We start from the raw sequence: 13350 nt of genomic DNA on the forward strand, positions 1-13350 counted from the left end.
GGCTTACCAGGTTTGGGTGGCCTTGAACTTCTCGATACCGGCTTTCATGCCAGCGTCGATTTCGTCATTGAAGTCACCCTTCACGTTGATCTTCGCCATCAATTCGGCGTGATCGCGGTTGAAGAAAGCAATCAGCGCTTGTTCGAAGCTGCCGATCTTGGCGATTTCAACGTCAGTCAGGAACCCACGCTCAGCGGCATACAGCGACAGCGCCATGTCAGCGATCGACATTGGTGCGTATTGCTTCTGCTTCATCAGCTCGGTAACGCGCTGACCATGCTCAAGTTGCTTACGGGTCGCTTCGTCCAGGTCAGAAGCGAACTGGGCGAATGCCGCCAGTTCACGGTACTGAGCCAGAGCGGTACGGATACCACCGGAGAGCTTCTTGATGATCTTGGTCTGAGCGGCACCACCCACACGGGATACCGAAACACCGGCGTTCACAGCAGGACGGATCCCGGAGTTGAACATGGCCGATTCCAGGAAGATCTGACCGTCGGTGATGGAAATCACGTTGGTCGGAACGAACGCGGAAACGTCGCCAGCCTGGGTTTCGATGATCGGCAGTGCGGTCAGGGAACCGGTTTTGCCGGTCACTGCGCCGTTGGTGAACTTCTCTACGTATTCTTCCGAAACGCGGGATGCGCGCTCCAGCAGACGGGAGTGGAGATAGAACACGTCGCCTGGGTAAGCTTCACGGCCTGGTGGACGGCGCAGCAGCAGGGAAATCTGGCGGTAAGCCACTGCTTGCTTGGACAGATCGTCATAAACGATCAGCGCGTCTTCACCGCGGTCGCGGAAGAATTCACCCATGGTGCAACCGGAGTACGGTGCCAGGAATTGCAGTGCTGCAGATTCCGAAGCGCTCGCTGCCACGACGATGGTGTTAGCCAGTGCGCCGTTTTCTTCCAGCTTGCGAACCACGTTGGCGATGGTCGATTGTTTCTGACCGATTGCTACGTAGACGCAGAAAATGCCGCTGTTTTTCTGGTTGATGATCGCGTCGATCGCCAGAGCGGTTTTACCGATCTGACGGTCACCGATGATCAGCTCACGCTGGCCACGGCCGACAGGGATCATGGCATCGACAGCCTTGTAGCCAGTCTGTACAGGCTGGTCTACCGACTTACGCCAGATCACGCCTGGAGCAACTTTCTCGACCGCGTCGGTCTCGGTGTTGTTCAGCGGACCTTTGCCGTCAACTGGGTTACCCAGTGCGTCGACTACGCGACCCAGCAGTTCCTTACCAACCGGAACTTCGAGGATGCGGCCGGTGCACTTGGCGCTCATGCCTTCAGCCAGAGTCTGGTATGCGCCCAATACAACGGCACCTACAGAGTCTTGCTCCAGGTTGAGGGCCATACCGAAGACGCCGCCCGGAAACTCGATCATCTCGCCGTACATTACGTCGGCCAGACCGTGAATCCGCACGATACCGTCAGATACGCTGACGACAGTGCCTTCGTTACGGGCTTGGGAGGTCACATCGAGCTTGTCGATGCGGCCCTTGATAATTTCACTTATTTCGGAAGGATTGAGTTGCTGCATTGCTCTGCTGCCCCTTCAAACTCAAGATTTCAATGCTTCGGCAAGGTTCGCGAGTTTGCCGCGAACCGAGCCATCGATAACCAGGTCGCCGGCGCGGATGACAATGCCCCCAATAAGGGATTTGTCTTCCTCGACTTGCAGGCGCACTTCCCGGTTGAGTCGTGCACTGAGAACCTTGGCGAGTTTGTCTTGCTGTTCTTGGTTCAATGCGAAAGCACTGGTCACTTCAACGTCTACCGATTTCTCTTGTTCGGCCTTGTACAGGTCGAACAGAGCGGAAATCTCCGGCAAAAGCGGGAGACGGTCGTTTTCGGCAACGACGTTGATGAAGTTCTGTGCCTTGGCATCAAACTTGTCGCCGCACACGTCAATAAACGTGGCGGCCTTGTCTGCGCTCGTCAGTCGCGGGGCCTTGAGCACGCGCTGCATGGTGTCGTCTTGCGACACTGCTGCAGCCAGGCCGAGCATGGCTGACCAAGAGGCCAGTTGCTGGTGGGCCTGGGCGTGCTCGAAGGCTGCCTTAGCGTAAGGTCGGGCCAACGTGGTCAATTCTGCCATGATCGCCCTCGCTTAAATTTCAGCAGCCAGTTTGTTTACCAGCTCCGCGTGCGCGTTTTGATCGATTGTGGCACCCAGGATCTTCTCGGCGCCGCCAACGGCCAGAGCACCCAGTTGGGCACGCAGCGCGTCTTTGACACTGTTCAGTTCCTGCTCGATCTCGGCCTGAGCCTGAACCTTCACACGGTCAGCGTCGATACGGGCTTTTTCAACAGCCTCTTCAACGATCTGGTTACCGCGTTTCTTGGCTTGCTCAATGATTTCAGCTGCCTGAGCCTTAGCTTCGCGCAGTTGTTGACCCGCTTTATCTTGGGCCAACTCCAGGTCGCGAGCTGCTCGGGCGGCAGCGTCCAGTCCATCCGCGATCTTCTTCTGACGTTCGTGCAAAGCCGCGATGACCGGAGGCCACACGAACTTCATGCAAAACAGTACAAAAATGAAGAACGCAACGGACTGGCCAATCAGGGTTGCATTAATGTTCACGCCAACACCTCGCTCGTTCGTTGCACATCAAACCAATCACTCGAAGGTTCGAGTGATTAGCCAGCGAGTTGACCAACGAATGGGTTCGCGAAGGTGAAGAACAGAGCGATACCAACACCGATCATGGTTACGGCGTCGAGCAGACCGGCAACGATGAACATTTTAACTTGCAGCATTGGAACCATTTCTGGCTGACGCGCTGCGCCTTCCAGGAACTTGCCGCCCAACAGGCCGAAACCAATTGCGGTACCCAGTGCGCCCAGGCCGATCAACAGTGCAACAGCGATAGCGGTTAGACCAACTACAGTTTCCATCTTTCCTCCCGACTTTTACGTCGTATGGTTTAGGTTTTTTAGATTTTAAAGCGGTAAAACAAATCGTTTCATAGCCCTGTTCGGGCACCCACCCGTTTGACCGGGTGGGACATCAGACTAGTCGAGACTGGCCTTAATGGTTCTCTTCGTGCGCCATCGACAGGTAAACGATGGTCAGCATCATGAAGATAAACGCCTGCAGGGTGATGATCAGGATGTGGAACACAGCCCACGCCCACTGCAGAACTACGCCCAGGCCGCTAAGCCAGAGCAGACCGCTGCCGAACATCACAGCAATCAGAATGAAGACCAGCTCGCCGGCGTACATGTTGCCGAACAGACGCAGTGCCAGAGAGATTGGCTTGGCCACCAGCGTCACGAACTCCAGCAGGAAGTTCACCGGAATCAGCAGGGCTTGAACGAAGATGTTCTTGCTGCCGAACGGGTGCAGGGTCAGCTCGCCGACGAAGCCGCCGATGCCCTTGACCTTGATGCTGTAGAAAATGATCAACGCGAACACCGACAGGGCCATGCCCAGGGTAGCGTTCGGGTCAGTGGTCGATACGGCACGGAACGGAATGTGCGCATCGCCAGTGATCAGGATGGCCAGCTGAGGAATCCAGTCGACCGGGATCAGGTCGACGGCGTTCATCAGGAAGACCCAGACGAAGATGGTCAGTGCCAGCGGTGCAATCACCGGGCTACGGCCATGGAAGCTGTCTTTCACGCTGCCATCGACGAATTCGACCAATACTTCAACGAAGTTCTGCAAAGCACCAGGCTGACCGGAAGTCGCTTTCTTTGCCGCCATGCGGAAAAGAAGAACGAAGATCAGACCCAAAGCGACCGACCAGCCGAGAGTATCGACGTGGAAAGCCCAGAAGCCCATTTCCTTGGCTTCTGCTGCGGTGTGGGCAAAGCCCCACCCGCCGGTTGGGTGCTGACCGAAGGTCAGGTTCTGCAAGTGGTGCTGGATATAGCCCGAAGCGGTTGTTTCTGCCATGGTTGCCTCAAACGCCCTAAGGTCTCGAAAGTCTTGTTCTCATCAGCAGGGGCGCGAACCAGCTGACCAGTTGGGTCAACACGAAGACGCCGAATACAGCTAGCGGCGCCAATGGCTTCACACCTGCGAACGTCAATGCAAACAGCACTGCCGTCAAAATCAGTTTGCCCGCCTCGCCGGCATAAAAAGACCGGACGATGGCTTGAGCTGCTCGGGCGCCGGAAAACCGAAATGCCCTGTGAGCGAAATAAACATTGGGCAGCAAGGCTATCAGGCCTCCGCAAAGTCCTGAGTACCCGGCAACGACTCCGTGCCACTGCCAGAGCGCCAAAGCGGCGATCAGCAAAACGACAAACTGAGCCATCAACACCGGAAAAACTGCCAGGCGATGGAACGGCAAGCGGTTTGGCGTGCGGGTTTCCATCACTATTGCTCTCCAATGGTCGGCTGCCAGAATTCAATAACTTGGCATAATTTGTGCCGACAAAATGCGCGCAGAGTATAGGGGCGGTTCAGCCCCTATTCAACTGTCAGGTAGTGATTTCCGACTGCACGCTACATGAGGAAATGTTTCAGCGAATGTGTGCGAGCACACCCTGAAGCTCATCGAGGGAGTTGTACCCGATCACCAACTGCCCCTTCCCCTTCTTTCCGTGTCGGATCTGCACCGCAGAGCCTAGGCGCTCAGCCAGGCGCTGCTCGAGTCGGGCGATATCCGGGTCCGGTTTCACCGGTTCGGCAGGCTCCTGTTTGCCACTCAACCACTGGCGAACCAGTGCCTCAGTTTGGCGCACAGTCAGCCCCCGTGCGACAACATGTCGCGCCCCTTCAACCTGTTGATTCTCAGGCAAACCAAGAAGTGCACGCGCATGACCCATTTCCAGGTCGCCGTGGGACAGCATGGTTTTGATGACTTCCGGCAACGCAATCAAGCGTAGCAGGTTGGCGACGGTCACGCGGGACTTGCCCACGGCTTCGGCCACTTGTTGCTGAGTCAGCTGGAATTCCTGCTGCAAACGCTGCAGGGCCACGGCTTCCTCGATGGGATTGAGGTCTTCGCGCTGGATGTTTTCAATCAGCGCCATGGCGATGGCGGTTTCATCCGGTACATCGCGGACCATCGCCGGAATGGTTTCCTGACCAGCCTGCTGGCTGGCGCGCCAGCGGCGTTCACCGGCGATGATCTCGAAGCGGCCACTGCCGATCGGACGCACCACGATCGGCTGCATCACGCCCTGGGCTTTGATCGACTGCGCCAGTTCCTCCAGCGCCTGCGGATCCATGTCCCGACGCGGCTGGTATTTGCCACGCTGGATCAGGTCCAGGGGCAAATGCTGCAACTCGCGCTGATCGGCCTGAACCGCTTGCTCTTCCAGCGAACTGACGGTCGGACCGCTCAGCAGCGCATCCAGTCCACGTCCGAGACCTCGTTTCTTGACGGCCATGGGGGTTCCTTAAGTTGCCTGAGCAGCGGCAGTGCGTGAATTTTTGCGCTGACGACGAACCATCTCGCCCGCCAGTGCCAGGTAGGCAATGGCGCCCCGCGATGTCTTGTCGTAGGCCAGCGCCGGCATGCCATAGCTAGGCGCTTCGGCCAGGCGGATGTTGCGCGGAATGACGGTGTCGTAGAGCTGCTCGCCAAAGTGTTCCTTGAGCTGTGCCGAAACGTCGTTCATCAGGCTCAGGCGCGGGTCGTACATGGTCCGCAACAGGCCCTCGACTTTCAGCTCCGGGTTCAACAGTTCGGCGATGCGCTTGATGTTATCCACAAGGTCGCTCAAGCCTTCGAGCGCGAAATACTCGCACTGCATGGGGATAATGACCCCATCGGCGGCAACCAGTGCGTTCAATGTCAGCATCGACAGCGACGGCGGGCAGTCGATCAGAATGTAATCGTAATTCTCACGGATCGGCGCCAGCGCGCTGCGCAAGCGGCTTTCCTTCATCTGCATTTCCAGCAGAACCACTTCGGCCGCGGTCAGATCGCGGTTGGCCGGCAGGAGCTGGTAGCCGCCGTGCTCGGAGAAGTGCATGGCCTGGGCCAGATCGCATTCGCCGATCAACAGGTCGTAGACCGAGTTTTCCAGGCCGTGTTTATCCACACCGCTACCCATGGTGGCGTTGCCCTGTGGATCAAGATCGATCAACAGCACCCGACGCTTGGTAGCGACCAGGGAAGCTGCGAGGTTGATGCAGGTGGTGGTTTTACCCACACCACCCTTTTGGTTCGCAATCGCGAATACCTTAGCCATTCTTGCTTGTGTTCCCAATCATGCCGTGCGGCGCAGTATCAGCAGATGGCGTTGGCCTTGGCAACCAGGTACGGCCAGGGCGTGTTCGCTATCGAGGTGGAAGTCTGCCGGCAATGCTACCAGCTCATCGGCCGGATGAACGCCCTTCATTGCCAGCCAGCGTGTATCGGCGTCGCCGAGGTGGCGTGTCCAGTTGCTGAAGTTTTCCATGCTGCTGAACGCCCGGGAAATGATCCCGTTGAATGGCTGTGCAGGCTGGAAGGCTTCGACGCGACTGTGGATAACTTGCAGGTTATCCAGTTTGAGCTCGAGTTTGACCTGGGTCAGGAAGCGGGTTTTCTTGCCGTTGCTGTCCAGGCAGGTCACTTGGGACTCTGGAAACAGGATGGCCAAGGGGATACCCGGCATGCCACCGCCGCTGCCAACGTCAAGCCAGCGACCGTTTTCGATGAACGACATCACACTCAGACTATCGAGCAGGTGACGGGAGACCATTTCGTCCGGATCACGCACGGCGGTCAGGTTGTAGGCCTTGTTCCATTTGATCAACAGGGCCAGATAACCCAGCAATTGCGCGTGCTGGGTTTCGGTCAGTGTGACACCGAGCTGGCGAGCACCTGTGGATAACTCTTCGGCGTGTTGCGAGGTGACCAACGAACTCAAGCGCTTTGCTCCAACTGACGGCCCGCGCCGCGTTTTTTCAAATGAATCATCAACAGCGAAATCGCTGCCGGGGTGACGCCCGGGATACGTGACGCCTGGCCCAGGGTCTCTGGACGGGTCGCACCGAGCTTGCTCTGGATCTCTTTCGAGAGACCGGAAATGTTTGTGTAATCGATATCCACAGGCAGTTTGGTGTCCTCGCTGGCCCGCAGACGCGCGATTTCATCTTGCTGACGGTCGATGTAACCGGCGTATTTGGTCTTGATTTCGACCTGCTCGGCGACTTGTGGATCCTCTGCCCCCCCGCCAGTCACGGAGATCAGACCAGCGTAGTCGATTTCCGGACGGCTCAAGAGGTTGAGCAGGTTGTATTCGTGAGTCAGCGGCGTGCCGAATTTTTCGGAGATCGCATCGCCCTGCTCGGTGCCCGGGCGAACCCAGGTACTTTTCAGGCGCTGCTCTTCCAGCGCGATGCTTTCGCGCTTGGTGCAGAACGCTGCCCAACGCGCGTCATCCACCAGACCCAGCTCGCGACCTTTTTCGGTCAGACGCAGGTCCGCGTTGTCTTCACGCAGGATCAGGCGGTACTCGGCACGGGAGGTGAACATCCGGTACGGCTCTTGGGTTCCAAGAGTAATCAGGTCGTCGACCAACACGCCGATATACGCTTCGTCGCGACGCGGGCACCAGGCTTCTTTGCCTTGCGCACGCAACGCAGCGTTGGCCCCGGCCAACAAACCCTGGGCGCCGGCTTCTTCGTAACCGGTGGTGCCGTTGATTTGACCGGCGAAGAACAGGCCGGCGATCACCTTGGTTTCCAGGCTGTATTTCAGGTCACGCGGGTCGAAATAGTCATATTCGATGGCGTAGCCAGGGCGAACGATGTGCGCGTTTTCCATGCCGCGGATCGACTGCACGATCTGCAATTGCACGTCGAACGGCAAGGATGTGGATATCCCGTTCGGATACAGCTCGTGAGTCGTCAAACCTTCCGGTTCGATGAAGACCTGATGGCTTTCCTTATCGGCAAAGCGGTGGATCTTGTCTTCGATCGACGGGCAATAACGCGGACCAATGCCTTCGATCAACCCTGCATCGGAATACATCGGCGAACGATCGAGGTTCGCGGCAATGATCTCGTGGGTCCGGGCGTTGGTGTGGGTAATCCAGCAGCTCACCTGTTTCGGATGCTGCTCTTTGGAGCCCATGAACGACATCACCGGGATCGGCGTATCACCGGCTTGCTCGGTCATGACCGAGAAATCCACAGACCGACCGTCGATACGCGGCGGTGTACCGGTTTTCAAACGGCCGACACGCAGTGGCAATTCACGCAGACGCCGAGCCAGGGCGATCGATGGCGGATCACCGGCGCGACCACCGGAATAATTCTGCATTCCGATGTGGATAAGTCCACCGAGGAAGGTGCCAGTGGTCAACACCACGGAGTCGGCGAAGAAACGCAGGCCCATTTGGGTGACAACACCGCGCACTTGTTCCTGTTCGACGATCAGGTCATCAGCGGCTTGTTGAAATATCCACAGGTTCGGCTGGTTTTCCAGTGCTTCGCGGACAGCGGCCTTGTACAGAACCCGGTCTGCCTGGGCGCGAGTTGCACGCACGGCCGGGCCTTTGCGGCTGTTCAACACGCGAAACTGGATGCCGCCTTTATCGGTAGCCATGGCCATCGCGCCGCCGAGGGCATCGATTTCCTTGACCAGGTGGCTTTTGCCGATACCGCCAATGGCCGGGTTGCAACTCATGGCACCGAGGGTTTCCACGTTATGCGTCAGCAACAGGGTTTTTGCCCCCATACGTGCTGAGGCCAGTGCTGCCTCGGTACCGGCATGACCGCCGCCGATGACGATCACTTCAAAACGGGAAGGGAAATCCACCACGCACCTCGTGCCTGCTTAAGTAGGTAATTCAGGAATAGTTTGAGCTCAGGTTTTTGGACCTGGTCGACAAGTATAGGGACTTCGCCCTTCCTAAAGAACCCTTTGCACAAAATTTAACCAGCTGTGGAGAAGTCGCGGTTATAGAAATTAAAAAGAAAGAAATTTATTAAATCTTTGTTTTTATGTTTATTTCTACTGAGCATGCTTTCTGTGGATAGATCTCTACAAGCCTTTATATTCGGTATGTACAGAGGATCAAAACCCTGTGGTCATATGCCAATGAGGCCCTTGGATAACCGGTGTAAGCCTGTGGATGAAAGGGATGGTTATCCACAGAGGCGGTTATCTTCAGTTTTGACGCCCTGTTATCAACTGCCCTTAGTGGCAGTTATTCACAGGGCTTAATCCACAGAAAAGCCTCTGAAGCGCAAATTCCAGGCACGCGAAACCCGCTCAAGCAGAATGAATCTGCTCGGCACTGCGGGTGATTATTGAAAGGAAAAGTAACAGACAGGCACGGGTGGCCTGTCTGTGGGCTACGGAAGGGCTATTTACCTATGCAGAAACTGGAAAAGATTCGTCCCAGCAGATCATCGGAGCTGAATGCACCGGTGATTTCCCCCAGGGAATGCTGAGCCTGGCGCAGATCCTCGGCCAACAGTTCGCCGGCACCCGCCAGCGTCAGTTGTGCACGGCCGTGCTCGAGGGATGCACTGGCATGACGCAGCGCCTCAAGGTGACGCCTGCGCGCGCTGAAGCTGCTTTCCGACGTCTGTTCGTAGCCCATGCAGGCCTTGAGATGATCCCGCAGCAATTCCAGGCCTTCACCGGCGGACTTGGCGCTGAGGCTGATGGTGACGTGGCCATCCTCGCTGACATCCAGGGCAATTGCTTCGCCCGTAAGGTCTGCCTTGTTGCGGATCAGGGTCACTTTCGCCGGATCCGGGCGTACTTCGAGGAATTCCGGCCAAAGTGCGAACGGATCAAGGGCTTCAGGCGCAGTGGCATCCACAACCAGCAGCACTCGATCCGCTTCACTGATGGCTTTCAGTGCCCGTTCCACACCGATTTTTTCCACATGATCATCGGTATCCCGCAGGCCCGCGGTGTCCACGACGTGCAGTGGCATGCCATCGATGTGGATATGTTCGCGCAGAATGTCTCGGGTGGTGCCTGCGATCTCGGTCACGATCGCGGCTTCGCGACCGGCCAGCGCATTGAGCAGACTGGATTTACCGGCATTCGGCCTGCCGGCAATCACCACGGTCATGCCGTCACGCAACAAGGCACCTTGCCCGGCTTCGCGAAGCACTGTGGATAATTCATCCCGCACTTTATCGAGCATGCTCAGTACGTGGCCATCGGCAAGGAAGTCGATTTCTTCCTCTGGAAAGTCGATGGCGGCTTCGACGTAGATGCGCAGTCCGATCAGCTGTTCGGTGAGGTTATGCACACGTTCGGAAAAAGCGCCCTGCAGGGAACGCAACGCATTGCGCGCAGCCTGTGCAGAACTGGCTTCGATCAAGTCAGCGATCGCTTCCGCCTGGGCAAGATCGAGTTTGTCATTGAGGAATGCACGCTCGCTGAATTCGCCTGGCCGGGCCAAGCGACAGCCCAGTTCCAGGCACCGCTTGAGCAGCATATCCAGCACGATCGGGCCGCCATGCCCCTGGAGTTCCAGGACGTCTTCGCCGGTGAACGAGTTCGGCCCGGGGAAATACAAGGCGAGCCCCTGGTCCAGCACTTCATCGTTCTCACTGAAGAACGGACCGTAGTGGGCGAATCGTGGCTTGAGTTCACGACCGCTGAAGGCCTTGGCCGCGACGCTCGCCAATGGCCCGGAAATACGGACGATGCCCACACCGCCACGACCTTGAGCGGTGGCAACGGCGGCGATGGTTTCACGAGGAGCGCTCATAAACCGGTATCCAGACAAAAGTGACAGATAGCAAAACGCCCCACTAGGGGGCGTTTTGAGTGGTTATCCACAGTGTAAATCAGGCAGCTGCTTTGGTAGCCGCTTCGATTTTACGAGTGATGTACCACTGTTGGGCGATCGACAGGCAGTTGTTCACTACCCAGTACAGCACCAGACCAGCCGGGAACCACAGGAAGAAGAAGGTGAAGATGATTGGCATCAGCTTCATCACCTTGGCCTGCATCGGATCCGGAGGAGTCGGGTTCAACTGCTGCTGGATGAACATGGTTGCACCCATGATGATCGGCAGAATGAAGAACGGATCCTTGATCGACAGGTCAGTAATCCACAGCATGAACGGCGCCTGGCGCATTTCAACGCTTTCCAGCAGAACCCAGTACAGCGAAAGGAAAACCGGCATCTGCACGAGGATTGGCAAGCAACCACCCAGCGGATTGATCTTCTCTTTCTTGTACAGCTCCATCATGGCTTGCGACATTTTCTGCCGGTCATCGCCATGTTGCTCTTTCAGCGCGGCCAGTTTTGGTGCCACGGCGCGCATGCGAGCCATGGATTTGTAGCTGGCGGCCGACAATGGGAAGAAGATCCCTTTGATCAGCATGGTCAGGAAGATGATCGACCAGCCCCAGTTACCGACCAGCGCGTGGATATGTTGCAGCAGCCAGAAGATTGGCTGGGCAATGAACCACAGAATGCCGTAGTCGACGGTCAGTTCCAGACCTGGGGACAACTCTTTCAGCACAGCCTGGCTTTTCGGACCAGCGTACAGAACAGCGCTGGTTTCGGCTTTCGCACCTGGCGCAACGGTAATTGCCGGAGCGGTGTAGCCGATGATGTAGTTGCCTTTGCTGTCTTTACGGGTCTGGACGACGTTGTTTTCGCCCTTCGCCGGAATCCATGCAGTCACAAAGTAGTGTTGCAACCAGGCAACCCAGCCACCGTTAACGGTTTCTTTCAGCTGAGCCTTGTCCATGTCCTTCATCGACACTTTCTTGTACGGCTCGTTACTTGTCCACAGGGCGGCGCCCAGGTAAGTCGCGGTGCCGGTGGCCGTGCTGGAAGAAGGATCGGAGCTGGCGTCGCGTTTCAGCTGGGCGAACATCGCACCCGACCAAGGCTTGGCGCTTTCGTTATCGATCAGGTAGGAAACGGTTACGTCATACAAACCACGTTTCAGAGTGAAACGTTTGATGTAGTTGACGCCGTCCTTGCTGAACTTCAGGTCGACGACCAATTGGTCCTGACCGTCAGCCAGTTGGTAGATCTTCTTCTCGGAGGAGTAAACCGGACGACCGGCAGGACTTGCGTCCGGACCATCGGTACCGATCAAACCGCTTTGAGCCAGATAAGTGCGCTCGTTGCCGTTATCGAACAACTGGAATGGAATTTCCGGATGGTCCTGGCGACGTGGATACAGCGGCAGCGTCAACTGGGCAACATCGCCACCTTGTGGGTCGATCGCCAGGTTGAGCACATCCGTTTTGATCTGGATGAGGTCTTTGCTTGCAGCGACTGGTGTTTCAGCAGGTGCAGTGGCACTGGTATCGCTTGCGGCGCGTGGGATGTCATCACTGACAGAAGCATTATTGCCAGTCGCCGTATCCGGTAGGCCCGGTGCGGTAGTACTGGAAGCAACATTCTGAGTCGGCAGGGCAGCCTGGCCATAGTCCTGGTTCCATTTAAGAACCATAACGTAGGACACGATTGCCAGGGCGACGATCAGGATCGTGCGTTTGATATCCATGATTACTCGGCCATCGAAGAAGAACGGGAGGTAGGGATAGGTGGAACCGGGTCATAACCACCGGGATTCCACGGATGACAGCGACCTAAACGACGAAAGGTCAGCCAGCCACCGCGCAGAAGGCCATGATTTTCTATGGCTTCTAACGCGTAGCAGGAACAACTGGGGTAGAAACGACAGTGACTGGCCATCAGGGGACTAATGGCATAGCGATAAAACTGGATCGGAACGAGTGCCAGTTTACGCATCGGGACTGTCTACCCCTACAGTTTCGGTTTTGACTGCTGGTACCGGCGTGCTGCGTGCCAGACGCTTCCAGAGTTTGCCGAAATGCTGAATCAATTCGGGGTTTTCTACGTCACCCAAACCTTTGCGCGCGACGATAACAATGTCCCAACCGACCAGTGAATCCTGGTTCAGACGGAACGATTCGCGCATCAGACGTTTGAGGCGATTGCGCTCGACGGAGAGCTTTACGCTCTTTTTCCCGATAACCAGCCCGAGACGGGGGTGATCAAGATCGTTGTTGCGCGCAAGGAGCAGGAGATTTTTCCCCGGAACCTTGCCGGTAGGGGAGTCAAAGACTGCCTTGAAATGCCGGGGAGTAAGCAGACGCTTTTCCCGACTGAAGTCCTGACTCACCTCCAGTGCCGGCTTATCAAACTGCCAGACGCGCACGACCTTTGGCGCGACGACGCGACAGAACGGCACGACCGTTCTTGGTAGCCATGCGAGCACGGAAACCGTGGGTACGAGCGCGTTTGATAGTGCTTGGTTGGAAAGTACGTTTCATTGTCGTGTTACCTGGTTCGTCCACAACGGGCCGGAATGGCCCCCGTTTTAAGAGACCGGGGATTCTAGAGAAAGCAAGCCTCTAGGTCAATTTCCAACCAACGTTTCCTTATAAATAGATCTCCGGAGCTTCTGCTCGGCTTTCACGGTGACCAA

15 protein-coding genes are annotated in these 13350 nt (G+C 56.8%); all 15 read right to left on the reverse strand.

Annotation, left to right across the window (positions count from 1 at the left end; genetic code table 11):
• Positions 1-3: 3 nt before the first annotated feature.
• The 15 genes from atpA to rpmH all read right to left on the reverse strand — a co-directional run bounded on the left by atpA (position 4) and on the right by rpmH (position 13195).
• Positions 4-1548 carry a F0F1 ATP synthase subunit alpha gene (gene atpA, locus ACF6ZU_RS12715; protein ID WP_008041439.1) on the reverse strand — a complete coding sequence of 515 codons (1545 nt, stop codon included), beginning with the start codon at positions 1546-1548 and terminating at the stop codon, positions 4-6.
• Between the two features lie 21 nt (positions 1549-1569).
• On the reverse strand, positions 1570-2106 hold the full coding sequence (locus ACF6ZU_RS12720) for a F0F1 ATP synthase subunit delta (RefSeq protein WP_054594854.1): 537 nt from the start codon (positions 2104-2106) through the stop codon (positions 1570-1572).
• Positions 2107-2118: 12 nt separating this feature from the next.
• Entirely contained in the window at positions 2119-2589 is a 471-nt protein-coding gene (locus ACF6ZU_RS12725; RefSeq protein ID WP_008027535.1) for a F0F1 ATP synthase subunit B, read from the reverse strand.
• 56 nt (positions 2590-2645) lie between these two features.
• Positions 2646-2903 carry a F0F1 ATP synthase subunit C gene (gene atpE / locus ACF6ZU_RS12730; protein ID WP_002555987.1) on the reverse strand — a complete coding sequence of 86 codons (258 nt, stop codon included), beginning with the start codon at positions 2901-2903 and terminating at the stop codon, positions 2646-2648.
• A 133-nt stretch (positions 2904-3036) separates the two neighbouring features.
• Positions 3037-3906, reverse strand: coding sequence for a F0F1 ATP synthase subunit A (gene atpB / locus ACF6ZU_RS12735; RefSeq protein WP_008027537.1), 870 nt, complete (start codon positions 3904-3906; stop codon positions 3037-3039).
• Positions 3907-3922: 16 nt separating this feature from the next.
• Positions 3923-4330: a F0F1 ATP synthase subunit I gene (locus tag ACF6ZU_RS12740; RefSeq protein ID WP_008027539.1), complete on the reverse strand. Its 408-nt coding sequence runs from the start codon at positions 4328-4330 to the stop codon at positions 3923-3925.
• A gap of 148 nt (positions 4331-4478) precedes the next feature.
• A complete protein-coding gene (locus ACF6ZU_RS12745; protein WP_008027541.1) occupies positions 4479-5351 on the reverse strand; it encodes a ParB/RepB/Spo0J family partition protein in 873 nt (290 codons plus the stop codon).
• Between the two features lie 9 nt (positions 5352-5360).
• A complete protein-coding gene (locus tag ACF6ZU_RS12750; RefSeq protein ID WP_392892900.1) occupies positions 5361-6158 on the reverse strand; it encodes a ParA family protein in 798 nt (265 codons plus the stop codon).
• An 18-nt stretch (positions 6159-6176) separates the two neighbouring features.
• Positions 6177-6821 (reverse strand): 16S rRNA (guanine(527)-N(7))-methyltransferase RsmG, encoded by a 645-nt coding sequence (gene rsmG / locus ACF6ZU_RS12755; protein WP_007948096.1) that lies wholly within the window; start codon positions 6819-6821, stop codon positions 6177-6179.
• Complete coding sequence (mnmG, locus tag ACF6ZU_RS12760; RefSeq protein ID WP_392892903.1) at positions 6818-8716, reverse strand: tRNA uridine-5-carboxymethylaminomethyl(34) synthesis enzyme MnmG; 1899 nt, start codon at positions 8714-8716, stop codon at positions 6818-6820. Before mnmG ends, rsmG begins: the two co-directional genes overlap by 4 nt.
• A gap of 550 nt (positions 8717-9266) precedes the next feature.
• Complete coding sequence (gene mnmE, locus ACF6ZU_RS12765) at positions 9267-10637, reverse strand: tRNA uridine-5-carboxymethylaminomethyl(34) synthesis GTPase MnmE (RefSeq protein WP_392892905.1); 1371 nt, start codon at positions 10635-10637, stop codon at positions 9267-9269.
• Between the two features lie 79 nt (positions 10638-10716).
• Positions 10717-12402 carry a membrane protein insertase YidC gene (gene yidC / locus ACF6ZU_RS12770; protein WP_392892907.1) on the reverse strand — a complete coding sequence of 562 codons (1686 nt, stop codon included), beginning with the start codon at positions 12400-12402 and terminating at the stop codon, positions 10717-10719.
• Positions 12403-12404: 2 nt separating this feature from the next.
• The gene (yidD, locus tag ACF6ZU_RS12775; protein WP_010207715.1) at positions 12405-12650 is read right to left on the reverse strand and encodes a membrane protein insertion efficiency factor YidD; all 246 of its coding nucleotides are present in this window, start codon (positions 12648-12650) and stop codon (positions 12405-12407) included.
• A complete protein-coding gene (rnpA, locus tag ACF6ZU_RS12780; protein ID WP_028620331.1) occupies positions 12643-13044 on the reverse strand; it encodes a ribonuclease P protein component in 402 nt (133 codons plus the stop codon). Before rnpA ends, yidD begins: the two co-directional genes overlap by 8 nt.
• Positions 13045-13060: 16 nt before the next feature.
• A complete protein-coding gene (rpmH, locus tag ACF6ZU_RS12785; protein WP_003213577.1) occupies positions 13061-13195 on the reverse strand; it encodes a 50S ribosomal protein L34 in 135 nt (44 codons plus the stop codon).
• Positions 13196-13350 lie beyond the last annotated feature (155 nt).

This window comes from Pseudomonas migulae (assembly GCF_043225285.1).
Lineage (GTDB): Bacteria > Pseudomonadota > Gammaproteobacteria > Pseudomonadales > Pseudomonadaceae > Aquipseudomonas > Aquipseudomonas migulae_C.